Origin of the sequence: Ruegeria sp. (genome assembly GCF_965199275.1) — a bacterium.
Lineage (GTDB): Bacteria > Pseudomonadota > Alphaproteobacteria > Rhodobacterales > Rhodobacteraceae > Ruegeria.
In genome coordinates, this window is sequence record NZ_CBDAQX010000022.1 from 407661 (window position 1) to 429177 (window position 21517).

Below are 21517 nucleotides of genomic sequence, written 5' to 3' on the forward strand. Positions count from 1 at the left end.
CTTCCATCGCTCCTGACTTCCGACATTTTTTCGTATAAGTCATTGATATTATTATGCCTTGGTTGCCAAAAGGCACTACACGGACTTTTTTCGCCAGCGATTGTTTCGGAGTGTTGAGGGAGCTCAGGCTTTGGTCTGGCCAGTTTTTCGGGTGCGCCCGGGGGGTATCTTGAAAGGGGCTTCGTTCCAGGTCAGGCCGACGCAGGTGAGGATGCGTCTGGCATCGACCGTGGCATGGCTTGGCATGCCGTAGCGGTCAGGGGTGCCTTTGTGGCGCAGGATCGAGAGCTGCAATGCGTTCAACTCGTTGCGGATACGAGCCGGGCTCATCGGGTGTCCGAGCAGGTCCAGATGCTTGCGCAGGTGCTGCAGGCAGCAGAAGGCCATGTAGCAGATGGCGATATGGGCCCGGACCCGACGCGGCGACCAGTGATAGATGGGCCGGATTTTCAGATCGTGCTTGTTGGTGCGGAAGCAGGCTTCGATCTCCCACAACTGGTGATAGCGGGCAATGACGTCCTGTGCCTCCAGTTCGTCCGCACCATGAACAACAATGGCATGCAGCCCGTCCCATTGTGCCGCTGCCTTGATCTTTGCATCATCCAGCGTGACGTCCCCGCTGTCGGGGAAGGCCAGGAAGCGGCCATATCCCCGGCTGCTGAAGCTGCCGGGTTTGCGAGAGCGCTTGAGCTTCTTGTGCAGCTTTTCGATTGCCTTGTCGCGCTTGTGGGCATCATTGCGTGCCCGGGTGGGTGACCAGGTCACAATGACCCGCGCTCCCTCCTGGTCGATCACCTTGTACCAGCCCTTCTCGGTTGCCTCTTCAGAACCGTGTCCAGCCCAAGGCTGGCGTCCCTCCGGGCTCAAAATGTTCGCCTTCACGGCGGCCGGGGCGGACTTCATGCGATAGCCGAGGATGTAGGGCAGACCCTTGTTCTGCAACATCTGCTGGTTGTCCTTGCTGAGCATGGCGGCATCGGCCACGAACGTGACCCTGGCCACGTCGAAGCGTCCCTCCAACGCCTTCAGCGCAGCTTCCAGCGTATGACCTTCCCAGGTGTTTCCCGGGAAGAGTTCATAGCCCACAGGCAGCCCATCGGAGGTGACGATCAGCGCCAGCATGACCTGAGCGCGGTGATGCTTGCCATCCTTGCTGAAGCCCTTGGCCAGAAGATGATCCTGCTCGACCCCGTCCGCATCCTCGGCCGGGTCCTCGCGCTCGGTGTCAAAGGCCAGGGTCGTGCAATCGTAGAACAGCACGGTCACTGGCCCGCCCAGCAACTTCTCTGCCGCCGCGTGAGAGGTTTTGCAAATCCCGTCTATCACCGGCGTATTGATGTAATCCATGCTCCGATAGACCACGTCCAGATTGAGCGTGATGCCTGCCTGGTTCTCCAACGCCTCCACGGTCGCGCGCTTGCTCTCGGGCTGTGCGATCCGCGCCATAACCAGCTCTTTCACAATGCGATTGGCACTTTTACGCGCCGCCCCCAGAAGGGCCCCCCAACCCAGTTGGTCATACATCGTCCCCATGACATCCCGCAGACCCAGAGAGACCCGCGCCTCCTCACGGCACTCGGCAAGATCAACGCCAAGCTTGTCCGGCCGCGGAGCGCGGCGCACCAGCGCCTGCAGATCGGCATATTCCGTGGGCGTGAACAGTTCCATTTGCGGCGAGCGATCAATGCGTAATTGCTCCATCAAGCGGCCCGCCAGACGCTTGATATCCTCAATCTCGCTGTCGTTATGGGCCACACCCACATGGCGCAGGATCTTCTGGCGTACCTTGGAGCCGGTGCGGACGGATTCAACGATCTGGATCCGTGTGCGGTTGAGCTTTGCGTCATGTTTGGTGCGGATGAACATGGGCGAAGAGGTTAGCCATCTGAAGGCCCATGTCAATACTTTTTATAATAATGGGGCACTACAACGCGCCTCTGAGCAACCACACCTGAAAACAAACCAAAAACCCAGTCAGATCAACAAAAAGGTCGGAAGTCAGGAAAAAATCCGAAAAGTCGCATGACGTCAGTCTCTGAGTACTAGAACGAAGGGCCGCGCCTTGGCGAGCCAGACCTTAATTGGGTGTTTTACACGAAATTACAACGAGATCAGCGATTAAACGCCTAGGTAGAGTCCAAAACCCCCGCGGCGGAAGCCGATGCCTCCGCCCACATGCGTTCCGCTCGAGCCGACGCCAACACCCACGCTTGCCGTTGGCTGAACCGGCTCACCATCCGCGCCACATCCGGCCAGCGCGAACCCAGCCGCCAAAATCACCGCTATGCGTAGAACTGTCATCACACCAGCGCCTTCCATCGCTCAACCTGCGCCCGCACCTGATCGGGGGCGGTGCCACCATAGGACTGACGTGAGTTTACAGAGTTTTGGACAGTAAGAACAGAATAGACGTCATCGGAGATATCCGCATGGACCGACTGCATGTCTTCCAAGGTCAGATCAGGGAGGTCACAGCCCTTGTTTTCAGCCATCGCCACTAGCGAACCGGTGACATGGTGAGCATCGCGGAACGGCAGGCCCAGAACCCTCACCAGCCAGTCAGCAAGGTCGGTCGCGGTCGAGAACCCCGACCCCGCAGCGGCAGCAAGGCTGTCGCGGTTGGCGGTCATGTCCTCAATCATGCCTTCCATCGCGGCCAGAGCCAGCATCCAGTTGTCAGCGGCGTCAAAGACCTGCTCTTTATCTTCTTGCATATCCTTGGAATAGGCCAGCGGCAGGCCTTTCATCACCATCATCAGCGCGGTGTTCGCGCCGTATATGCGGCCGACTTTGGCCCGGATCAGCTCCGCCGCGTCGGGGTTCTTTTTCTGCGGCATGATCGAGGACCCGGTCGAGAAGCGATCCGAGAGCGTCACAAACCGGAACTGAGCCGAGGACCAGATCACCAGCTCTTCGGCAAAGCGCGACAGGTGAACGGCGCAGATCGAGGCAGTGGACAGGAACTCCAGCGCGAAGTCGCGGTCGCTGACGGCATCCAGCGAGTTTGCGGCGGGGCGGTCAAAGCCCAGCGCCTCGGCCGTCATGTGCCGGTCGATGGGAAAGGATGTCCCGGCCAGCGCGGCGGCACCAAGGGGGGATTCGTTCATCCGGGCGCGCGCATCGCGCACACGGCTGAGATCGCGGCCAAACATCTCGACATAGGCCATCATGTGGTGGCCCCATGTCACTGGCTGTGCGGTTTGCAGGTGGGTAAAGCCCGGCATGACCCAATCCGCCCCCGCCTCGGCCTGCGCCAAAAGCGCGCGGATGAGGGCCAGTAGGCCGGTTTCTGCCGCGTCCAACTGGTCACGTACCCAAAGTTTGAAATCGGTTGCCACCTGATCATTACGCGACCGACCCGTGTGCAGACGGCCTGCGGGTTCACCGATCACCTCTTTCAGGCGCGCTTCGACGTTCATGTGGATGTCTTCCAGCGCGGTCGAGAACTGAAATTCTCCCTTCTGGATTTCTGACAAGACTGTGAGTAGCCCTTCCCGAATGGCTTGCGCGTCACTATCACTAATAACGCCTGTCGCCGCCAGCATAGCGGCATGGGCGCGCGAGCCTGCGATGTCCTGGGCTGCCATCCGCTGATCGAACCCGATCGAGGCGTTGATCGCCTCCATGATCGCGTCTGGACCGGCGGCAAAGCGGCCGCCCCACATCTGGTTCGAGGATTGATCGGTCATGTAAGAAAACCCGGAGTTGATATGCGCCTATTTCGTCTGATCCCCCTTTATATGGCCCTTGCGCTGGGTGCAAATGCCGCTTTGGCGACCGATGCCGAAACGCTCGGCCCCTTGCGTGAAGACAGCCTGAAACGACTGATCCTACACAAAGAACCCAAACCGGTGACGCCGGTTGATTTCCAGCTGGAAGATGACGGCGGCACGGCCTCACTTGCGGACTACAAGGGCAAATACGTCCTGTTGAACTTCTGGGCCACCTGGTGCGCGCCCTGCCGCAAGGAAATGCCCCAGATCGCCGAGCTGCAAGACGAGTTCGGAGGCGACAAGTTCGAGGTTCTGACACTGGCGACCGGGCGCAACTCACCTGCCGGGATCAAGAAGTTCTTCGAGGAAAACGGCATCGACAACCTGCCCCGCCATCAGGATCCGTCACAAGCCGTGGCGCGTGAGATGGGCGTTATCGGTCTGCCGATCACGGTCATCATCGACCCGGACGGCAATGAAATCGCCCGCCTGATCGGCGATGCCGAATGGAACTCGGACAGCGCGAAGGCGATCATTTCGACTCTGGTCGAGGCCAACAGCTAAACTGACGCTACGCCACCTTTGACAGCCCATCCTCCGATCCGCACTCTGTGCGCAGGAGGATGGAATGCCACTGGAAATTCTGTTGGTGCTTGTGGTCGGCGGGATCGCCGGGGTCACTCTGTTGCTGCATCTGACCGGCAGATCGCAGCGGTGCGTTCTGTCTCCTGAAACCGCGCGGGATCAATGGCTTCGGCATTTCCCGGATGATACCATCGTCGATGTCACGATTGCCCATGATCGTCACGCCGCGCTGGTGCGGACGGAAAAAGGGCCGGGTCTCCTCTGGTCCTTTGGGGCGGATACTGTGGCGCAACATCTGCTGGACTATGACTTGCTGGATCGCACCGACGGGTTCGAGGTTATGTTCCACGATTTCGGCACCCCCAAAGCCATCATCCATCTGGATGAGCTTGAGCGCGCCCACTGGCGCAACGTGATGGAGCCCGCATGACCGATCAGATCACCTTTCCCGACGCCGTCCAATGGGCCGTCCCGTTCTTCATAGCCGCGATTCTGGCCGAGTTCGTCTGGATTGCTGTCAAAGGTAGCGGCGGGCGGTACGAGACGCGCGATGCCGTGACCTCTCTGATCATGGGGGCGGGCAATATTGCGTCAGGTTTTCTGCTGGGGTTCATCGCCTATGGGTTCTTCATGTGGCTGTGGCGGATCACGCCACTCGATCTGGGCACGTCGATCCCGATCATCATCCTTTGCTTTGTGCTGGATGATCTGCGGTATTACTGGGTGCACCGGTTCGGTCACCGTATCCGCTGGGTCTGGGCCAGCCATGTGAACCACCACAGTTCGCAGCACTACAACCTGACCACCGCGCTGCGACAGACATGGACCTATACGTTTACCTTCATGATGGTGGTGCGCGCGCCGCTGATCCTGCTGGGCTTTCACCCGGCGATGGTGCTGTTCGTGGGCGGGCTGAACCTGATCTACCAGTTTTGGATTCACACAGAAGCCATCGGCAAAATGCCCCGTTGGTTCGAAGCGGTCATGAACACCCCTAGCCATCACCGGGCGCATCACGGCCGCAACGCGCGCTATCTGGATTGCAACTATGCTGGCGTTTTCATCATCTGGGACAAGATGTTCGGCACTTTTGTCCCCGAGCAAGAGAACGACCGCGTAGACTATGGGCTGGTTCACAACATCGCCACCTTCAACCCGCTGCGCGTAGCCTTTCACGAATGGGTCGGCATCTGGCGCGATGCGACCCAACCGGGGCTGACGCTGAAGCAACGCCTCGCCTATTGTTTTGCCCCGCCCGGCTATAGCCATGATGGAAGCCGGGACAGCTCAGCGCAAATCAAGGCAAAGCATCTGACCCGCCACCCTGAAGATCTCGGAACGCCCGGATTCGAGCAGACTCGCGAAAACCTGCCTAATTCCGCAGCAAAACAGGCCTGATCCCGGCGCGGCACCACGCCACTTTGGTTGAATTCTGGCCTGAACGGTCCATATGGAGCGTCAGGCGTGACGTAACCAGTGACCGGAGGCCGGAATGACCCGAGTGACAACCGTATCAACCACAGTCGGACTGCTGGGTGTGCTTCTGGCCATGTTCGCCGCCATCGCAACGGCAGCATCAGCGCTTGTCCTGATCGGGTTCTCCATGATGATCCTTGGCGTGATGGGCGCGGTGTTCGGAGCAGCGGCCTCGCTCAGTCATGCGTGGCAATCTGCGCGCTGAACGTCTCCTGCATTAACCACAGATTCATCTGTTTCCTGCGACACTGCAACCGAAGAGCCATTCGGGATCAGCGCGCATGCGGGACAAGACAGTTGCAGAGTCAGGGGAAGGGCCAGACAGCCCTTTGACCTCGGCAGTTTCCGGTCGGGATCAATCAGTACTGCAGATGGCCTCGGATGCAGTTCGGCACAAACAATGCAAACTGGCCTTTCAGCCGGTGGTGCAGGCACAGGCCCCCCACAACGTTGCCTTCTACGAAGGTCTGATCCGTGTGTTGGACGAAACCCGGCGGGTCATCCCTGCACGGGAATTCATGCCTCAAGTGGAAAACACGCCCATCGGGCGTGAGCTGGATTGCATCGCGCTTGAGATGGGGTTGCAGACACTGGTCAGGAACCCTCAGATCCGGCTATCGATCAATATGTCGGCGCGTTCGATCGGGTATTCGCACTGGTCCCGTATTCTGGATCGCTTCCTCAAACGGGATAGCAATCTGGGCGAACGGCTGATTTTGGAGATATCCGAGAAATCGGCGATGCAGGTGCCCGAGCTGGTGATCGACCTGATGGACAGGTTGCAGGAGCGTGGTATTGCCTTTGCTCTGGATGACTTCGGCGCAAGCAATTTCAGCTTTCGGCATTTCCGGGAATTCTTGTTTGATGCCGCCAAGATCGACGGTCAGTTCATTCGCGGCATCAGCACCGACCCCGACAACCAGGCCCTCGTCCGCGCATTGATCGCAGTCGCGCGCGAGTTCGAAATTCTGGTCACAGCCGAATCAGTCGAAAATCCGCAAGACGCAGCTTTTCTGAGCGCAAGCGGTGTCGATTGCATGCAGGGTTTTCTGTTTGGCGCACCGGCGCTGTCGCCGCCGTGGAAGGCAGAAAGAAATCCCAAAACAGGGACTTAGTTGACCCACCGCCGCGCGAATACCTGCCTGATTGCCGCCTGAGGCAAGCTGTCCGTTGCTGCAAGTGCAGCATTGCGCTATTGCAGAAGGCACTAGAGGGGGGAGAAATTGGCGCTCTGGTACGGGCAGAGGAGGCCCTCTGCGGTCCGCGTCGTCACATTTCCCGCTGGACCACGACGGTAAAGGACAAATTATATGACCAATGTAGTAATCGCATCCGCCGCACGTACAGGTGTGGGCAGCTTTGGCGGCTCGTTCGCCAATACCCCCGCACATGATCTGGGCGCTGCCGTCCTCGAAGCCGTCGTCGAACGCGCCGGCGTCGACAAAGGCGAAGTCAGCGAAACCATCATGGGTCAGGTCCTGACCGCCGCTCAGGGCCAGAACCCAGCACGTCAAGCGCATATCAACGCCGGGCTGCCGCAGGAAAGCGCGGCTTGGGGCATTAATCAGGTTTGTGGTTCGGGCCTGCGCGCTGTTGCGCTGGGTGCTCAGCACATCCAACTGGGCGATGCGGATATCGTCGCCGCTGGTGGCCAAGAAAACATGACCCTGTCTCCCCACGCCGCTGCCCTGCGCGCGGGTCACAAGATGGGCGACATGAAATACATCGACACCATGATCCGCGACGGTCTGTGGGATGCGTTCAACGGCTACCATATGGGTCAAACCGCCGAGAACGTCGCCGAGAAATGGCAGATCAGCCGCGACATGCAGGACGAATTCGCCGTTGCCTCTCAGAACAAAGCCGAAGCCGCGCAAAACGCGGGCAAGTTCGCCGACGAGATCGTTCCCTTCACCATCAAAACCCGCAAGGGCGACATCGTGATGGATAAGGACGAATACATCCGTCACGGCGCGACAATGGAAGCAATGGCCAAACTGCGCCCGGCCTTCACCAAGGACGGTTCGGTCACGGCCGCCAACGCTTCGGGCCTGAATGACGGTGCCGCCGCGACCCTGCTGATTTCTGCTGAAAACGCCGAAAAGCGCGGGATTGAACCTCTGGCCCGTATCGCATCCTACGCGACTGCCGGTCTCGACCCGTCGATCATGGGCGTTGGCCCGATCTATGCGTCGCGTAAAGCGTTGGAGAAAGCAGGTTGGTCGGTTGACGATCTGGATCTGGTCGAAGCCAACGAAGCCTTTGCCGCGCAGGCCTGCGCCGTGAACAAAGACATGGGTTGGGACCCATCGATCGTAAACGTGAACGGGGGCGCAATTGCCATCGGCCACCCGATCGGAGCATCCGGCTGCCGGGTTCTGAACACGCTGCTATTCGAAATGAAGCGCCGTGATGCCAAGAAGGGGCTGGCCACCCTCTGCATCGGTGGCGGCATGGGTGTCGCCCTCTGCGTGGAGCGCGACTAAGTGCGTTGACATCTAAATAAAAAAGGGCGTCCAATGGGCGCCCTTTTTTGTTACAATCAAGCTTTACACAACCGCTGCGACAATATCGCCAGACAGAAAGACAAGATCGAACACGAAACGATATTGCGCAACACTCCCTCTCAGAGTAACAGAATTACCAAGACGACCAAAATTGGAGGAGTCATCCATGGCACGTACAGCACTCGTAACCGGCGGATCTCGCGGCATCGGCGCAGCAATTTCCAAGGCGCTCAAGGCCGAAGGATACAATGTTGCCGCCACCTATGCGGGGAATGACGAAGCCGCTGCAAAATTCACCAAGGAAACCGGCATCGCCACTTACAAGTGGAACGTGGCCGACTATGACGAATCCAAAGCGGGTATCGAAAAGGTCGAGGCCGAAGTCGGCCCCATCGACATCGTCGTAGCTAATGCGGGCATCACACGCGACGCGCCCTTCCACAAGATGACGCCTGAACAGTGGCATCAGGTCATCGACACCAACCTGACCGGCGTTTTCAACACCGTACACCCCGTCTGGCCCGGCATGCGCGAGCGCAAGTTTGGCCGCGTCATCGTCATAAGCTCGATCAACGGTCAGAAAGGCCAGTTCGCTCAGGTGAACTATGCGGCGACCAAAGCGGGCGATCTGGGTATCGTGAAGTCGCTGGCGCAGGAAGGCGCGCGTGCCGGTATCACCGCCAACGCGATCTGCCCCGGCTATATCGCCACCGAAATGGTTATGGCCGTGCCTGAGAAGGTCCGCGAGTCGATCATCGGCCAGATTCCTGCCGGCCGGTTGGGTGAGCCAGAAGAAATCGCGCGCTGCGTCGCCTTCCTGGCCTCGGACGATTCGCAGTTCATCAATGGGTCGACCATCTCGGCCAACGGCGCTCAGTTCTTCGTCTGATTTCAGAGCACAGGACGAAAACGGGCCGGTCCTTTTGGACCGGCCCTTCTTTATCCCGTAAGTCCGCGCGCGCTGCGGTCAGCGGGAACCAAACACCCATCCCAGAACTTTGTGAACAAGCTTGCTGCGCTCTTCATGGGCACGACGAATTGCAATCTGGACAGACGGGTTTGTTGACATCTCGATCATGGCGGATCCCCTTTGCTAAAGCTGAACTTGACTTGCCCTAAACATGACCCTTGATTGAAAAAGGCACAAACGAGAGTTTTCAAGCATTCAGATAAGTATTACTTAAGTGACATGAGTGATCGCCTTCCCCCTCTCACCGCTTTGCGCGCCTTTGACGCTGCCGCGCGGCACATGTCCTTTGCCAAAGCCGCAGAAGAGTTGAACGTCACGCCCGCGGCGCTGTCTTTCCAGATCAAGTCGCTCGAGGACCATTTGGGCCATCCGCTGTTTCGCCGCTTGAATCGCGCAGTCGAGCTTACCGAGGCGGGCAAAGCCCTCGCCCCAGGGGCTGTCGAGGGGTTTACGTCACTCAAAGCGGCGTGGGCCGCAACACGAAGGCTTCAGGACAACACCTCCCTCACCGTGACGGCCGGACCTGCGCTGACGGCCAAATGGCTGGCTCCGCGTCTTTACGATTTTGCCCGCGCACATCCCGAAATTGACCTGAGGTTTTCGGCCACCCTGCGCAATATGGACCTTGAGAGGGATGACGTGGATGTCGCGATCCGGTTTGGCTATGGCGGGGATGATGGCCTCTATTGCCTGCCGGTTCGCAAGGAATGGCTGACCCCCGTTATGACGCCCGAACTGGCCGCCGAGTTCACAACTCCCGAAAGCCTTCGCGAAGCGCCTCTGATACATGACGATTCGATTGCGTTTCTGAAGCCTCCGGCAGATTGGCCGACTTGGTTTAGGGCTGTTGGCGTCGAGTTCACGCCGACCCACGGGGCGCATTTTTCCAACGCAGACCACGCGATTGACGCGGCTGTCGCCGGAGTGGGCGTGGCCTTAGGGCGACGGGCGATGATCATCAAGGACATGATGGAGGGGCGGCTTGTCGCGCCGTTCAAAACCGCCATCGAGACCAAAGGCCGCTTTCGCTTTCTTTGCCTGCCCGGCGCGGAGAACCGGCCTCAAGTCGCAGCATTTCGCGATTGGTTTGTTGCAGAGATTGAAAAAACCGCTCATATCTCGGACGAATTCACCATCGTTCCTGTAGAAGACGTCTCATCCACATGACCAGACAACGCGCCACCGCCACTGGCTTCATTGCGGTTTTGCTTTGGTCGCTGCTGGCCCTATTCACAGTCGGGTCAGCCCCAACACCGCCGCTGCTGCTGAATGCGATCTGCTTCAGTATCGGCGGTACTTTGGGGCTTGTCTGGACGTGGCGATCGGGCGGATTGGCCCAGCTGCGCCGCATCAGCTGGAAAGTCTACGCCTTTGGAACGGTGGGCCTGTTTGGCTACCACGCGCTTTATTTCTCGGCCCTTCGGATCGCCCCGGCGGCCGAGGCGGGGCTGATCGCCTATCTCTGGCCACTGCTTATCGTCCTGTTCTCGGGCCTGTTGCCCGGAGAGAATCTGCGCGCTGGCCACCTGATCGGGGCCTGTTTGGGCTTTGCCGGGGCTGCGCTGATCATCACCGGTGGCGGCAGCGCAGGGTTTCAAGCCGACCACCTACCGGGATACGCGCTGGCGTTCCTATGCGCACTGACATGGTCAGGCTACTCCGTGTTGTCGCGGAAACTGGGTGAAACGCCCACGAGCTCGGTCGCGGTGTTCTGCGTGTTCACGGCCATCGCCTCATGGGGCCTGCATTTCGCGCTTGAGGCACCGGTCTGGCCGGACACCACGCTCAGCTGGATATCGACACTGGCCCTTGGCCTTGGGCCGGTCGGTCTGGCGTTCTATGTCTGGGATATCGGGGTCAAGCAGGGCGACATTCAGATGCTGGGTACGAGCTCATATGCTGCACCTTTGCTGTCTACCGTGGTTCTGGTTTTTGCCGGGATCGCCATGCCGACATGGACATTGGCGATCGCGGCGGTCTTGATCACCGGCGGGGCCGTGGTTGCGGCGCGCGCCAGTCTTAAAGGTTAGGTCGATAAGCGCTCGATCTCTTCCTTCAGCCTTAGCTTCTGTTTCTTTAGCTGGGCGATATGAAGATCATCAATGCCTGGCGCGCGTTGAGCTTGTTCCACTTCGAGACCGAGAGATTCGTGCTTCTTCTTCAGTTCCGTCAGATGTGCGCTCACGCTCATGGCGATCCTCCTTGTTTACGTGTCTAGATGTCACGTAAGAAGTTGAGCATATCGTTTCCACCCTGTCACGCCGCAGACGCGAAGAAAACGTGATAAATCCGACAAATTCGGCTGGTCATTGCCGATTGACGTGAAACGGCCCCAAAGCCGCGCCTTGCCGCAGCACATCCGAGAGTTCCGGCGTATAACTGTCACCGTCGCGCTCATGCCGTTGACCCACATGCAGGATGACCGGCGCATGCAGTCGAAACGTCGCCCGCCCACCTTTGCGGGCCCGTAGAATCACAAGCTCGGCCTCTCGCCCCACGCGGGCCGCAAGCGGCAGCGCTTCGATCGAGCCCAGACGTCCCCGACAGGCCAAAAGCATGTCGTGCAGGCGATCCGCCTTTTGGATCATGTGCAGATAGCCGCGCGGGGCCAGCCGTTTGGCCGCGACATCAATCCAATCGGCAATAGGCGTCTGCTCCCCCAAAGCCACACTGCGCCCCCTGTCCGTAGCTGCGCTATGGGCCCCGGCGCGATAGTAGGGCGGGTTGGCGATCACATGGTCGAACTGGCGCTGCTTCAGATCGGAGGGCAACTCGGTCAGATCTGCGGAAAAGACCTCCAAAGCGATATTGTTTTCTTCGGCATTGCGGCGCGCTAGGTCCGCATAGGCCGCTTGCAGTTCAACACCGCACAGGTCCAATCCGGGGACTCGTGTCGCAAGGCACAGGATTGCCGCCCCTGCCCCGCAGCCAAGCTCCAGCACCGACTGACTAGAGGTTGCGGGCACGCTGGCCGCCAGCAAAACAGGATCGACCCCCGCGCGATAGCCAGACACGGGTTGCCATAGACGCAACCGCCCGCCGAGGAAATCGTTCCGGCTTAGCTCATCCTCCTTGAACCCGGTCATCGCCCCAGCGGGATCTCGTTGTCGCGCATCACACGCTCTGCCCGGGTCAGGTCATCGGCCCGAACCATCAGGCGGCGGGGGAAAATTCCGATACCGCATTCAAGGATGCTCATATTTACGTCCATCTGAAAGCAGTCTATATCCTCGCCCTCAAGAAGAGCGGATGCAAAGGCCAGGATTGTCGGATCGGTACTGCGCAATAGTTCTTTCATGGGGATGGATGTAAGGGCAAGGCAGGGCGAAAGTCGAGCCTTGTATCAGGAGTGTGATGGGCATCAGCACAATCTCGAAGCCGCACGAACGGCTGGCCGAAATGTTGACCGGCGAAATGGAGGCGGTGAATACGCTGATCCGGACCCGGATGGCGTCCGAACACGCACCCCGTATCCCCGAGGTAACCGCGCATCTGGTCGAAGCGGGCGGCAAGCGCCTGCGCCCGATGCTGACATTGGCGGCGGCGCGGTTGTTTGGCTATTCGGGCGAGCATCACGTGCGTCTGGCCGCGACGGTCGAGTTCATTCACACCGCGACCCTGTTGCATGACGATGTGGTCGACGAAAGCGCCCAGCGACGCGGGCGGCCCACAGCGAACCTGTTGTGGGACAACAAATCCAGCGTGTTGGTGGGCGACTATCTGTTTTCTCGCAGCTTCCAGTTGATGGTTGAAACCGGGTCACTGCGCGTTTTGGACATCCTCGCCAATGCCTCGGCAACGATTGCCGAAGGCGAGGTACTGCAGATGACCGCCGCCACCGATTTGAACACGGATGAGAGCATCTATCTGCAGGTCGTGCGCGGCAAGACTGCGGCCCTGTTTTCCGCAGCGACCGAAGTTGGCGGCGTGATTGCGGAAGCCTCGGACGCACAGGTCAAAGCTCTGTTCGACTATGGAGATGCCCTGGGCATTGCCTTCCAAATCGCCGACGATCTGCTGGATTATCAGGGCGATAGCAAGGCAACCGGCAAGAATGTGGGCGACGATTTCCGCGAACGCAAACTGACCCTGCCTGTGATCAAAGCCGTTGCGCAGGCCACCGCGGATGAGCGTATCTTCTGGGAGCGCACGATCGAAAAAGGCCGCCAGCAGGACGGCGATCTGGAACATGCGCTTGGGCTGATGAACAAGTACCAGACGCTCGAGGCGACCCGTCAGGATGCGCTGGGTTGGGCGAATAAGGCCAAAGCCTCGCTCGAGGTTTTGCCTGATCACGAAATCCGCACTCTGCTACGCGATCTGGCTGACTACGTGGTCTCGCGCCTCAACTGAGGCTGGTTGCGCGGCACCACCAATCGGGCTGGGCCGCGCTGATCTCATAGGCTGCGAAATGCGCGGCCTTCATCGACGGGTAGAGCGCAAAACAGGTCGAGCCTGACCCCGACATTCGGGCCAGCAGCACATCCCTTGTTTCCGCGAATCCCTCCAACACACGCCCGATTTGTCAATCGGCATTGAATAATGACCCCCCATCGGCGTCCAAATTTGACCCCCCTTGGAGCTAAGAGGGGCGTTGAGGGGGTCGTGTTTAGGTTGATTCAGGAGGGGGTGTACAGCAGGTCAAACCGAAAAGAGAGCGTAGCTCGACTGAAGGTTTGACCTGCTGTCTGTTTTGAATTTATTCCCCGATTTCGAGGTTAGTCGCGGTGGTTAATTCGCCAGCTTTCGTTCCCGGTTTCGATGATATCGCAATGGTGTGTCAGTCGATCCAGGAGAGCAGTGGTCATTTTGGCATCTGTGAACACACTCGGCCATTCAGCAAATGCGAGGTTGGTTGTTAGCAGAATAGACGTTCGCTCGTACAGTTTGCTGATGAGATGGAAGAGTAATCGTCCACCAGACTCTGCGAACGGCAGATAACCGAGTTCGTCTATAATCACGAGGTCGACGCGGATCAGCTGCTCGCTGAGCCGCCCGGCGTTGCCTTCGCGATGTTCAGCCTCCAGCTTGTTCGCGAGATCCACAGCGCTGAAGAACCTGACCCGCCGGCGGTTATTGACCGCGTGGCCCCCGATCGCTGTTGCGAGATGCGTTTTGCCCGATCCGGTTCCACCGACCAGCACGCCATTCCTGGCCTGGTCCATAAAATCGCCGTCATGAAGATTGCGCACGACTTCCTCGTTGACGGGGCTGACCGTGAAGTCGAACTCAGGTAAGGACTTGCAGACCGGGAACTTTGCGGCACCCATCTGATACCGGATCGAGCGCGCAGTCTTTTCGGCCAGTTCGGCCGTGAGGAGTTCGGCCACGACCTGTTGGGGCCGCCAGTTGTTTTTGGCTGCGGCCTGCATCACTTCGTCAAAGCAGTTGACGATGCCTGGCAACTTCAGTTGACGGGCAAGTTCGAGAATTTCCTTACGCAGTTGCATGGGAGCCTCCAAGCCTGTCATAGCGAGCGCAATCCGCGATCGGTGCCATTTTCAGCTGCAGGTGGGCAGGCGGCTCAATCGCCTTTGGCGGCGGGGGATTGGTGCGCCGAGAGACAATGTTCAGGATCGCATCGGCCTTGCGCAGGCCAGATTTTAGAGCTTCTTCGCAGGCAGCCTCGACCACATCAATGTCGTGCTGGTAAGCAGCGAAAAGAATATCGGCAAGTTGCCGGTCTCCGTCGGATGTGCCCCGCAGATGGGTCCAGATCTGCGTCATTGCCGGTGGTAGGTCCCAGTCACGGAACGGTGCTCCATTGCGCAGAGCGCCAGGCTTGCGCTTGAGGACGGGCACATAGTGCCAAGGGTTGAAGATCGTTTTTCCTCGGCCGAAGCACCGTTCGTGCTCTCCGACAATCTCACCGTCTTGGCGCAGGACAATCCGCGTGGCGTAGACCTGCAACTGGACCTGACGTCCAACAGCTCTTGCCTCAACGCTGTATTTGTTTCTTTCGAAGTTGATCAGGCAGGTTCGGCTCACGGCGACCGTCTTTTCACGGAACCCGACGAAGGGCTTCTGCAGATGCGTCAGCAGCGGCTTTTCCTGCTGGAACTCCTCCCAGACCGTCACCTCCAGGTTTTCCGGATGCCGCAGTTCTTTTGCGCGTTTGATCGCGTCTTTTTGCAGCCGGGCATTCAATTCATCGAAGTCGGCCACCTCCAGACGCGGTGTAAAACTATAGGCGCGGCTCTCCTTGACCAGATTCTCAACCTGACCCTTCTCCCAACCGGCCGCGCGCGTACAGGCGATCGGGTTCACCAGATGATGAGAACACATCCGGGAGAATGCCTTGTTGAACTTTCTTTCCTTGCCCGACAGGATCGCATCGACGGCGGTCGTCATGTTATCGTAGATCCCGTTGATGCAGCCTCCACCAAAGAATTTGAAGGCCTCGTCGTGGGCATCAAAGACCATCTCCTGCGTCTCGCGCGGATAGGCAATGGAGAATGGCATGCGGCTATGGCAAAGTTTGAAATGGGCAACCTTCACGGTCGTGAGTGCACCGTCCATCAAAACCGTCTCCACACTCCAGTCGAACTGGTACGCCTCCCCAGGATCAAAGATCAGCGGGATGAACGCCTGCGCCTGTTGTCGGCCGTGCGCAATGCGCCAATTCTTTGTGTAGCGTCGAACACTGTCATACCCGCCGCCAAAACCATCATCGGAGAGTTCCTTCCAGATTTTGGTCATCCGCTTGCGGTGTTTCTTCGGAAGCGCCTCGTTCTCCTCAAGCGTTTCATCCAGACGCGCGCGCCAAGGCCCGAGCACCGGGTATGGCTGCGATTTGCGCTCATATTTGAACTCCGTCACTCCCGATCGGATTATCTTTCGAACCGTTGCACGGCTCAAATTGAGCGAACGGCAAATTTCCTTGATGCTCTTTTTTTCGATCAGGTGTAAGCGACGCACTTTTCTAATAGTTTCCACGCAAATCATCCCGCTTGCCTCTCCATCGACTGCTCAATGAAAAGGATGTCTACAACCATAGGGAGGGGTCAAATTTGGACGCCGATTTCCCCGCTTAGGGGGTCAAAATTGCACGCTTTTCTACAGCGCAGAACGGCCGCCGCGTCCGAGGACCCTCCACCGATGCCTCCACCATGGGGTAGCACCTTGTTCAACATGACATGACCCGTCCACCCAGTGCCCTCGGCCGCTTTCCAGACCAGATTTCCTGACTTCCGACCTTTTTGTTGATCTGACTGGGTTTTTGGTTTGTTTTCAGGTGTGGTTGCTCAGAGGCGCGTTGTAGTGCCCCATTATTATAAAAAGTATTGACATGGGCCTTCAGATGGCTAACCTCTTCGCCCATGTTCATCCGCACCAAACATGACGCAAAGCTCAACCGCACACGGATCCAGATCGTTGAATCCGTCCGCACCGGCTCCAAGGTACGCCAGAAGATCCTGCGCCATGTGGGTGTGGCCCATAACGACAGCGAGATTGAGGATATCAAGCGTCTGGCGGGCCGCTTGATGGAGCAATTACGCATTGATCGCTCGCCGCAAATGGAACTGTTCACGCCCACGGAATATGCCGATCTGCAGGCGCTGGTGCGCCGCGCTCCGCGGCCGGACAAGCTTGGCGTTGATCTTGCCGAGTGCCGTGAGGAGGCGCGGGTCTCTCTGGGTCTGCGGGATGTCATGGGGACGATGTATGACCAACTGGGTTGGGGGGCCCTTCTGGGGGCGGCGCGTAAAAGTGCCAATCGCATTGTGAAAGAGCTGGTTATGGCGCGGATCGCACAGCCCGAGAGCAAGCGCGCGACCGTGGAGGCGTTGGAGAACCAGGCAGGCATCACGCTCAATCTGGACGTGGTCTATCGGAGCATGGATTACATCAATACGCCGGTGATAGACGGGATTTGCAAAACCTCTCACGCGGCGGCAGAGAAGTTGCTGGGCGGGCCAGTGACCGTGCTGTTCTACGATTGCACGACCCTGGCCTTTGACACCGAGCGCGAGGACCCGGCCGAGGATGCGGACGGGGTCGAGCAGGATCATCTTCTGGCCAAGGGCTTCAGCAAGGATGGCAAGCATCACCGCGCTCAGGTCATGCTGGCGCTGATCGTCACCTCCGATGGGCTGCCTGTGGGCTATGAACTCTTCCCGGGAAACACCTGGGAAGGTCATACGCTGGAAGCTGCGCTGAAGGCGTTGGAGGGACGCTTCGACGTGGCCAGGGTCACGTTCGTGGCCGATGCCGCCATGCTCAGCAAGGACAACCAGCAGATGTTGCAGAACAAGGGTCTGCCCTACATCCTCGGCTATCGCATGAAGTCCGCCCCGGCCGCCGTGAAGGCGAACATTTTGAGCCCGGAGGGACGCCAGCCTTGGGCTGGACACGGTTCTGAAGAGGCAACCGAGAAGGGCTGGTACAAGGTGATCGACCAGGAGGGAGCGCGGGTCATTGTGACCTGGTCACCCACCCGGGCACGCAATGATGCCCACAAGCGCGACAAGGCAATCGAAAAGCTGCACAAGAAGCTCAAGCGCTCTCGCAAACCCGGCAGCTTCAGCAGCCGGGGATATGGCCGCTTCCTGGCCTTCCCCGACAGCGGGGACGTCACGCTGGATGATGCAAAGATCAAGGCAGCGGCACAATGGGACGGGCTGCATGCCATTGTTGTTCATGGTGCGGACGAACTGGAGGCACAGGACGTCATTGCCCGCTATCACCAGTTGTGGGAGATCGAAGCCTGCTTCCGCACCAACAAGCACGATCTGAAAATCCGGCCCATCTATCACTGGTCGCCGCGTCGGGTCCGGGCCCATATCGCCATCTGCTACATGGCCTTCTGCTGCCTGCAGCACCTGCGCAAGCATCTGGACCTGCTCGGACACCCGATGAGCCCGGCTCGTATCCGCAACGAGTTGAACGCATTGCAGCTCTCGATCCTGCGCCACAAAGGCACCCCTGACCGCTACGGCATGCCAAGCCATGCCACGGTCGATGCCAGACGCATCCTCACCTGCGTCGGCCTGACCTGGAACGAAGCCCCTTTCAAGATACCCCCCGGGCGCACCCGAAAAACTGGCCAGACCAAAGCCTGAGCTCCCTCAACACTCCGAAACAATCGCTGGCGAAAAAAGTCCGTGTAGTGCCTTTTGGCAACCAAGGCATAATAATATCAATGACTTATACGAAAAAATGTCGGAAGTCAGGCGGAAGCCTCGGACGCACAGGTCAAAGCTCTGTTCGACTATGGAGATGCCCTGGGCATTGCCTTCCAAATCGCCGACGATCTGCTGGATTATCAGGGCGATAGCAAGGCAACCGGCAAGAATGTGGGCGACGATTTCCGCGAACGCAAACTGACCCTGCCTGTGATCAAAGCCGTTGCGCAGGCCACCGCGGATGAGCGTATCTTCTGGGAGCGCACGATCGAAAAAGGCCGCCAGCAGGACGGCGATCTGGAACATGCGCTTGGGCTGATGAACAAGTACCAGACGCTCGAGGCGACCCGTCAGGATGCGCTGGGTTGGGCGAATAAGGCCAAAGCCTCGCTCGAGGTTTTGCCTGATCACGAAATCCGCACTCTGCTACGCGATCTGGCTGACTACGTGGTCTCGCGCCTCAACTGAGGCTGGTTGCGCGGCACCACCAATCGGGCTGGGCCGCGCTGATCTCATAGGCTGCGAAATGCGCGGCCTTCATCGACGGGTAGAGCGCAAAACAGGTCGAGCCTGACCCCGACATTCGGGCCAGCAGCACATCCCTTGTTTCCGCGAATCCCTCCAACACACGCCCGATTTGCGGGGCCTGGCTTATGGCGGGCTGTTCAAGGTCGTTTCTTTGGACGGCAAGCCAAGCGGCGCAATCTTCCACGCCTGCGAATGAAGGGATTTGATCCGGCAAGCCCGGATTGTCCCGCGAAGACATAGCGCCGAAGACCGATCCGGTCGGAACCTCAACCCCAGGATTGACCAGAAGGGCGGGCAATGGGGGCAAAGTGATCCGATCCACCTGTTCGCCAATCCCACGCATCCGCGCAGCCTCGGCCACCATGCAGACCGGTACATCAGCCCCTAACGCGGTCGGAAGATGCGGCGGGATATCAAACCCTAGCGCCGCCGCGTGGCGCAGAACGGCCGCCGCGTCCGAGGACCCTCCACCGATGCCTCCACCATGGGGTAGCACCTTGTTCAACATGACATGACCCGTCCACCCAGTGCCCTCGGCCGCTTTCCAGACCAGATTTCGGCTGTCTTTGGGAACCCCGTCGGCATGCTCTCCGCTCACCGAGATCGACAGGCCTGCGCCCGGCTCAAACGCCAGCTGATCGCCAATGTCGGCAAAGGCCACCAGCGAATCCAGCAGATGATAGCCATCCGCGCGCTGGCCGGTTACATGCAGGGTTAGATTGACCTTGGCGGGCGCAAAGGCGCTAGTTGCCATTGGCAACCTTCAACGGATCCGCGCCCTCTTCGGACAGAACCGTATCCAGACCGACCTCGAGTTTGCGTCGGATGCGTTCGGGATCAGCCTCACCATCGGTGTCTTCGGGATCAACAAAGGACAGAGCCCGTTTCCACTGGAACTCAGCTTCGCGGGCGCGTCCGACGGCCCAGTAGACATCGCCCAGATGGTCGTTGACCACCGGATCAACCGGCATCAACTCAACCGCACGCTCCATGTGCTCGACCGCTTCGTCATAGCGACCAAGGCGGAACAGGACCCAGCCCAGGCTGTCGACGATATAACCACTGTCGGGGCGAGCCGCGACGGCGCGTTCGATCATGTCCAGCGCCTCATCGAGTTTTTCGCGACGTTCGACAAGCGAATAGCCCAGATAGTTCAGAACCTGCGGCTGATCCGGGTTCAGCTCAAGCGCGCGACGGAAATCGGCTTCGGCCTGATCCCATTGCTTGAGGCGCTCATGAGAAATCCCGCGCGCGTAGTGCAGGAACCAATTCGCGGCCGAGACACCCTCCGCCAGATCAATTGCGGTGTTGTAGGAATCAACCGCGGCGGCATAGTTTTCCTCGCGGCGCTGCAGATCGGCCAAAGCGACATGGACACTGGGAAGATCAGGTTTTTCCGCAGCCAGCGATTGCAGAACCTCAACCGCCGCATCGGTTTTGCCGGATTGCCCCAGAACATCAGCCCGGCCCAGTTCGGCCACGTGGTGATCGGTGCTTTCCTTGGGAACCGCGCGATACGCTTCGACCGCAAGATCAAGCTGGTTGAGTTCCGACAGAAGCTCAGCGCTCATCAGAAGGGCGTCGACGTGATCGGGCCGCAGGAAGCTGGCCGTGCGGGCATAGAGCAGAACGTAGTCCGGCGCGGCCTCGTCATTCAACGCGGCACCCACCGAAAAGAAGATCTCGGACATGCCGTCTTGCGCCGTTCTGACATGAGTGAAGGGCAGCGTTTCTCCGTCTGACAATCGGCTTGTGTAATCTGCGATCGACGGGTCGCTTCCGGCCTGAAACACATCGGCCAGGAAGGTCAGAGCGTCCTCATTCCGGTCAAGCTGCGACAGAACCTCAGTACGGGCCAGCGCGGCGCGGCGGGTGAACCGGGCTACGACCCCGTCATCGGCTGCGAAAATCGCCTCAGCCCCTTCGAAATCACCGATCGAGGCTAGGGCCATCGCTTTGTGATACAGAGCAAACTCGCGCAGTCCCTCCTGAGTTGTGACTGTGTCGAACTGCTCCATCGCCTTGGTCATCTCACCCTGACCAAGATAGGCCCAGGCAATCATCAACCCATCGACCAAAGGACCCACGCCCTGCGTTTCGGGATCACGTGACAGCAGCGTTTCCCAATCGCCCTCTGCGATCAGGTTTGCGGCGATGGCAATCCGGGCTGCTTGGCTCGGCAGGCCATTCTCTTCAATGGTCTCAGCGATGGGCAGTGCGCGCTCAACTTCGCCCAGCGCCAGCCGCGCGACGACGACGCTTTCCAACAGCAATGCATTCTGCGGATCAGACCGCAACGCCTGCGCATAATAGCTTTCGGCGGCGGCATAGTCGTTTTCGTAGATTGCCTGACGTCCGGCCAAATAGGCCCCGGACCCGGTATCCGAAAATGCCGGGATTGCGACCGAGGATGAAAGCAGCGCGGCCAGTGCCACGCGACGAACCAGGGAAACCACCAAAATCCTGCCTTGCTATCGTTGACTGCACGTTAAGCTAGGGCCTCGGCCCGCAAGAGGCAATGGCTCAAGGTTCACGATGTCGCTAACACGCGATATGTCCGGTGTATGTAACATGCGATCTGTCCGGTTCTATTCTGTCTCTGAGAGGAGGCGT

General features: G+C 59.1%; 23 protein-coding genes and 3 pseudogenes. 13 read left to right on the forward strand and 13 right to left on the reverse strand.

What is annotated here, in order from left to right; genetic code table 11:
- Positions 1-123 precede the first annotated feature (123 nt).
- Positions 124-1866, reverse strand: a complete 1743-nt coding sequence (locus ACOERD_RS21730) for an IS1634 family transposase (protein ID WP_419737624.1) — start codon at positions 1864-1866, stop codon at positions 124-126.
- Here ACOERD_RS21730 and ACOERD_RS21735 point away from each other — a divergent pair.
- On the forward strand, positions 1859-2026 hold the full coding sequence (locus ACOERD_RS21735) for a hypothetical protein (RefSeq protein WP_419740427.1): 168 nt from the start codon (positions 1859-1861) through the stop codon (positions 2024-2026). The genes ACOERD_RS21730 and ACOERD_RS21735 overlap by 8 nt on opposite strands.
- Before the next feature lie 92 nt (positions 2027-2118).
- On the opposite strand, the gene ACOERD_RS21740 is transcribed toward ACOERD_RS21735, so the two are convergent.
- Together ACOERD_RS21740 and argH are read right to left on the reverse strand one after the other, a co-directional pair.
- The gene (locus tag ACOERD_RS21740) at positions 2119-2301 is read right to left on the reverse strand and encodes an argininosuccinate lyase (protein WP_170379008.1); all 183 of its coding nucleotides are present in this window, start codon (positions 2299-2301) and stop codon (positions 2119-2121) included.
- Complete coding sequence (gene argH / locus ACOERD_RS21745; RefSeq protein WP_419740428.1) at positions 2301-3689, reverse strand: argininosuccinate lyase; 1389 nt, start codon at positions 3687-3689, stop codon at positions 2301-2303. The genes ACOERD_RS21740 and argH overlap by 1 nt, the downstream gene beginning before the upstream one ends.
- 21 nt (positions 3690-3710) lie before the next feature.
- On the opposite strand from argH, the gene ACOERD_RS21750 reads away from it, so the two are divergent.
- From ACOERD_RS21750 to ACOERD_RS21790, 9 genes are all read left to right on the forward strand, one after another.
- A complete protein-coding gene (locus tag ACOERD_RS21750) occupies positions 3711-4277 on the forward strand; it encodes a TlpA disulfide reductase family protein (RefSeq protein ID WP_170462648.1) in 567 nt (188 codons plus the stop codon).
- Between the two features lie 64 nt (positions 4278-4341).
- Positions 4342-4728: a hypothetical protein gene (locus tag ACOERD_RS21755; RefSeq protein ID WP_419740429.1), complete on the forward strand. Its 387-nt coding sequence runs from the start codon at positions 4342-4344 to the stop codon at positions 4726-4728.
- Positions 4725-5696: a sterol desaturase family protein gene (locus ACOERD_RS21760; RefSeq protein WP_419740430.1), complete on the forward strand. Its 972-nt coding sequence runs from the start codon at positions 4725-4727 to the stop codon at positions 5694-5696. The genes ACOERD_RS21755 and ACOERD_RS21760 overlap by 4 nt, the downstream gene beginning before the upstream one ends.
- Positions 5697-5790: 94 nt before the next feature.
- A complete protein-coding gene (locus tag ACOERD_RS21765) occupies positions 5791-5979 on the forward strand; it encodes a hypothetical protein (protein WP_170639893.1) in 189 nt (62 codons plus the stop codon).
- Between the two features lie 76 nt (positions 5980-6055).
- The gene (locus tag ACOERD_RS21770; protein WP_419740431.1) at positions 6056-6889 is read left to right on the forward strand and encodes an EAL domain-containing protein; all 834 of its coding nucleotides are present in this window, start codon (positions 6056-6058) and stop codon (positions 6887-6889) included.
- A gap of 195 nt (positions 6890-7084) precedes the next feature.
- On the forward strand, positions 7085-8260 hold the full coding sequence (locus ACOERD_RS21775) for an acetyl-CoA C-acetyltransferase (protein ID WP_419740432.1): 1176 nt from the start codon (positions 7085-7087) through the stop codon (positions 8258-8260).
- Positions 8261-8447: 187 nt separating this feature from the next.
- Complete coding sequence (phbB, locus tag ACOERD_RS21780) at positions 8448-9170, forward strand: acetoacetyl-CoA reductase (protein ID WP_419740433.1); 723 nt, start codon at positions 8448-8450, stop codon at positions 9168-9170.
- Between the two features lie 300 nt (positions 9171-9470).
- A complete protein-coding gene (locus ACOERD_RS21785) occupies positions 9471-10418 on the forward strand; it encodes a transcriptional regulator GcvA (RefSeq protein WP_419740434.1) in 948 nt (315 codons plus the stop codon).
- Positions 10415-11281, forward strand: a complete 867-nt coding sequence (locus tag ACOERD_RS21790; protein ID WP_419740435.1) for a DMT family transporter — start codon at positions 10415-10417, stop codon at positions 11279-11281. The genes ACOERD_RS21785 and ACOERD_RS21790 overlap by 4 nt, the downstream gene beginning before the upstream one ends.
- Here the strand turns inward: ACOERD_RS21790 and ACOERD_RS21795 are convergent.
- The 3 genes from ACOERD_RS21795 to ACOERD_RS21805 all read right to left on the reverse strand — a co-directional run bounded on the left by ACOERD_RS21795 (position 11278) and on the right by ACOERD_RS21805 (position 12549).
- The gene (locus ACOERD_RS21795) at positions 11278-11442 is read right to left on the reverse strand and encodes a YdcH family protein (protein ID WP_170379030.1); all 165 of its coding nucleotides are present in this window, start codon (positions 11440-11442) and stop codon (positions 11278-11280) included. The two genes, ACOERD_RS21790 and ACOERD_RS21795, sit on opposite strands and share 4 nt — an antisense overlap.
- A 115-nt stretch (positions 11443-11557) precedes the next feature.
- The gene (locus tag ACOERD_RS21800) at positions 11558-12337 is read right to left on the reverse strand and encodes a tRNA1(Val) (adenine(37)-N6)-methyltransferase (protein ID WP_419740436.1); all 780 of its coding nucleotides are present in this window, start codon (positions 12335-12337) and stop codon (positions 11558-11560) included.
- Positions 12334-12549, reverse strand: a complete 216-nt coding sequence (locus tag ACOERD_RS21805; RefSeq protein WP_419740437.1) for a DUF2007 domain-containing protein — start codon at positions 12547-12549, stop codon at positions 12334-12336. Before ACOERD_RS21805 ends, ACOERD_RS21800 begins: the two co-directional genes overlap by 4 nt.
- 56 nt (positions 12550-12605) lie before the next feature.
- On the opposite strand from ACOERD_RS21805, the gene ACOERD_RS21810 reads away from it, so the two are divergent.
- Positions 12606-13604: a polyprenyl synthetase family protein gene (locus ACOERD_RS21810; RefSeq protein ID WP_170462638.1), complete on the forward strand. Its 999-nt coding sequence runs from the start codon at positions 12606-12608 to the stop codon at positions 13602-13604.
- On the opposite strand, the pseudogene ACOERD_RS21815 reads toward ACOERD_RS21810, so the two are convergent.
- The 5 genes and pseudogenes from ACOERD_RS21815 to ACOERD_RS21835 all read right to left on the reverse strand — a co-directional run.
- Positions 13597-13773 (reverse strand): annotated as a pseudogene (locus ACOERD_RS21815) (4-(cytidine 5'-diphospho)-2-C-methyl-D-erythritol kinase); the annotation flags it as partial. The gene ACOERD_RS21810 and the pseudogene ACOERD_RS21815 sit on opposite strands and share 8 nt — an antisense overlap.
- Before the next feature lie 196 nt (positions 13774-13969).
- Complete coding sequence (gene istB / locus ACOERD_RS21820; RefSeq protein ID WP_419737606.1) at positions 13970-14701, reverse strand: IS21-like element helper ATPase IstB; 732 nt, start codon at positions 14699-14701, stop codon at positions 13970-13972.
- Positions 14688-16196, reverse strand: coding sequence for an IS21 family transposase (gene istA, locus ACOERD_RS21825; RefSeq protein ID WP_419737605.1), 1509 nt, complete (start codon positions 16194-16196; stop codon positions 14688-14690). Before istA ends, istB begins: the two co-directional genes overlap by 14 nt.
- Before the next feature lie 116 nt (positions 16197-16312).
- Positions 16313-16432: pseudogene (locus tag ACOERD_RS21830) on the reverse strand (4-(cytidine 5'-diphospho)-2-C-methyl-D-erythritol kinase); the annotation flags it as partial.
- On the reverse strand, positions 16378-16578 hold the full coding sequence (locus ACOERD_RS21835; RefSeq protein ID WP_419740438.1) for a hypothetical protein: 201 nt from the start codon (positions 16576-16578) through the stop codon (positions 16378-16380). The pseudogene ACOERD_RS21830 and the gene ACOERD_RS21835, both read right to left, overlap by 55 nt.
- Here ACOERD_RS21835 and ACOERD_RS21840 point away from each other — a divergent pair.
- Together ACOERD_RS21840 and ACOERD_RS21845 are read left to right on the forward strand one after the other, a co-directional pair.
- The gene (locus tag ACOERD_RS21840; RefSeq protein ID WP_419737624.1) at positions 16571-18313 is read left to right on the forward strand and encodes an IS1634 family transposase; all 1743 of its coding nucleotides are present in this window, start codon (positions 16571-16573) and stop codon (positions 18311-18313) included. The two genes, ACOERD_RS21835 and ACOERD_RS21840, sit on opposite strands and share 8 nt — an antisense overlap.
- Before the next feature lie 102 nt (positions 18314-18415).
- Positions 18416-18844 (forward strand): annotated as a pseudogene (locus ACOERD_RS21845) (polyprenyl synthetase family protein); the annotation flags it as partial.
- Here ACOERD_RS21845 and ACOERD_RS21850 read toward each other — a convergent pair.
- Both ACOERD_RS21850 and ACOERD_RS21855 read right to left on the reverse strand, forming a co-directional pair.
- Positions 18837-19658 carry a 4-(cytidine 5'-diphospho)-2-C-methyl-D-erythritol kinase gene (locus ACOERD_RS21850; RefSeq protein WP_419740439.1) on the reverse strand — a complete coding sequence of 274 codons (822 nt, stop codon included), beginning with the start codon at positions 19656-19658 and terminating at the stop codon, positions 18837-18839. The pseudogene ACOERD_RS21845 and the gene ACOERD_RS21850 sit on opposite strands and share 8 nt — an antisense overlap.
- Positions 19648-21363, reverse strand: coding sequence for a tetratricopeptide repeat protein (locus ACOERD_RS21855; protein ID WP_419740440.1), 1716 nt, complete (start codon positions 21361-21363; stop codon positions 19648-19650). The genes ACOERD_RS21850 and ACOERD_RS21855 overlap by 11 nt, the downstream gene beginning before the upstream one ends.
- Positions 21364-21517 lie beyond the last annotated feature (154 nt).

What these genes read in the sequence shown, in the direction of transcription:
- ACOERD_RS21735 (WP_419740427.1), top strand. Translation starts at nt 1,859, where the DNA reads ATGAACATGGGCGAAGAGGTTAGCCATCTGAAGGCCCATGTCAATACT.
- ACOERD_RS21730 (WP_419737624.1), bottom strand. Translation starts at nt 1,866, where the DNA reads ATGTTCATCCGCACCAAACATGACGCAAAGCTCAACCGCACACGGATC.
- ACOERD_RS21740 (WP_170379008.1), bottom strand. Translation starts at nt 2,301, where the DNA reads ATGACAGTTCTACGCATAGCGGTGATTTTGGCGGCTGGGTTCGCGCTG.
- argH (WP_419740428.1), bottom strand. Translation starts at nt 3,689, where the DNA reads ATGACCGATCAATCCTCGAACCAGATGTGGGGCGGCCGCTTTGCCGCC.
- ACOERD_RS21750 (WP_170462648.1), top strand. Translation starts at nt 3,711, where the DNA reads ATGCGCCTATTTCGTCTGATCCCCCTTTATATGGCCCTTGCGCTGGGT.
- ACOERD_RS21755 (WP_419740429.1), top strand. Translation starts at nt 4,342, where the DNA reads ATGCCACTGGAAATTCTGTTGGTGCTTGTGGTCGGCGGGATCGCCGGG.
- ACOERD_RS21760 (WP_419740430.1), top strand. Translation starts at nt 4,725, where the DNA reads ATGACCGATCAGATCACCTTTCCCGACGCCGTCCAATGGGCCGTCCCG.
- ACOERD_RS21765 (WP_170639893.1), top strand. Translation starts at nt 5,791, where the DNA reads ATGACCCGAGTGACAACCGTATCAACCACAGTCGGACTGCTGGGTGTG.
- ACOERD_RS21770 (WP_419740431.1), top strand. Translation starts at nt 6,056, where the DNA reads ATGCGGGACAAGACAGTTGCAGAGTCAGGGGAAGGGCCAGACAGCCCT.
- ACOERD_RS21775 (WP_419740432.1), top strand. Translation starts at nt 7,085, where the DNA reads ATGACCAATGTAGTAATCGCATCCGCCGCACGTACAGGTGTGGGCAGC.
- phbB (WP_419740433.1), top strand. Translation starts at nt 8,448, where the DNA reads ATGGCACGTACAGCACTCGTAACCGGCGGATCTCGCGGCATCGGCGCA.
- ACOERD_RS21785 (WP_419740434.1), top strand. Translation starts at nt 9,471, where the DNA reads ATGAGTGATCGCCTTCCCCCTCTCACCGCTTTGCGCGCCTTTGACGCT.
- ACOERD_RS21790 (WP_419740435.1), top strand. Translation starts at nt 10,415, where the DNA reads ATGACCAGACAACGCGCCACCGCCACTGGCTTCATTGCGGTTTTGCTT.
- ACOERD_RS21795 (WP_170379030.1), bottom strand. Translation starts at nt 11,442, where the DNA reads ATGAGCGTGAGCGCACATCTGACGGAACTGAAGAAGAAGCACGAATCT.
- ACOERD_RS21800 (WP_419740436.1), bottom strand. Translation starts at nt 12,337, where the DNA reads ATGACCGGGTTCAAGGAGGATGAGCTAAGCCGGAACGATTTCCTCGGC.
- ACOERD_RS21805 (WP_419740437.1), bottom strand. Translation starts at nt 12,549, where the DNA reads ATGAAAGAACTATTGCGCAGTACCGATCCGACAATCCTGGCCTTTGCA.
- ACOERD_RS21810 (WP_170462638.1), top strand. Translation starts at nt 12,606, where the DNA reads ATGGGCATCAGCACAATCTCGAAGCCGCACGAACGGCTGGCCGAAATG.
- istB (WP_419737606.1), bottom strand. Translation starts at nt 14,701, where the DNA reads ATGCAACTGCGTAAGGAAATTCTCGAACTTGCCCGTCAACTGAAGTTG.
- istA (WP_419737605.1), bottom strand. Translation starts at nt 16,196, where the DNA reads ATGATTTGCGTGGAAACTATTAGAAAAGTGCGTCGCTTACACCTGATC.
- ACOERD_RS21840 (WP_419737624.1), top strand. Translation starts at nt 16,571, where the DNA reads ATGTTCATCCGCACCAAACATGACGCAAAGCTCAACCGCACACGGATC.
- ACOERD_RS21835 (WP_419740438.1), bottom strand. Translation starts at nt 16,578, where the DNA reads ATGAACATGGGCGAAGAGGTTAGCCATCTGAAGGCCCATGTCAATACT.
- ACOERD_RS21850 (WP_419740439.1), bottom strand. Translation starts at nt 19,658, where the DNA reads ATGGCAACTAGCGCCTTTGCGCCCGCCAAGGTCAATCTAACCCTGCAT.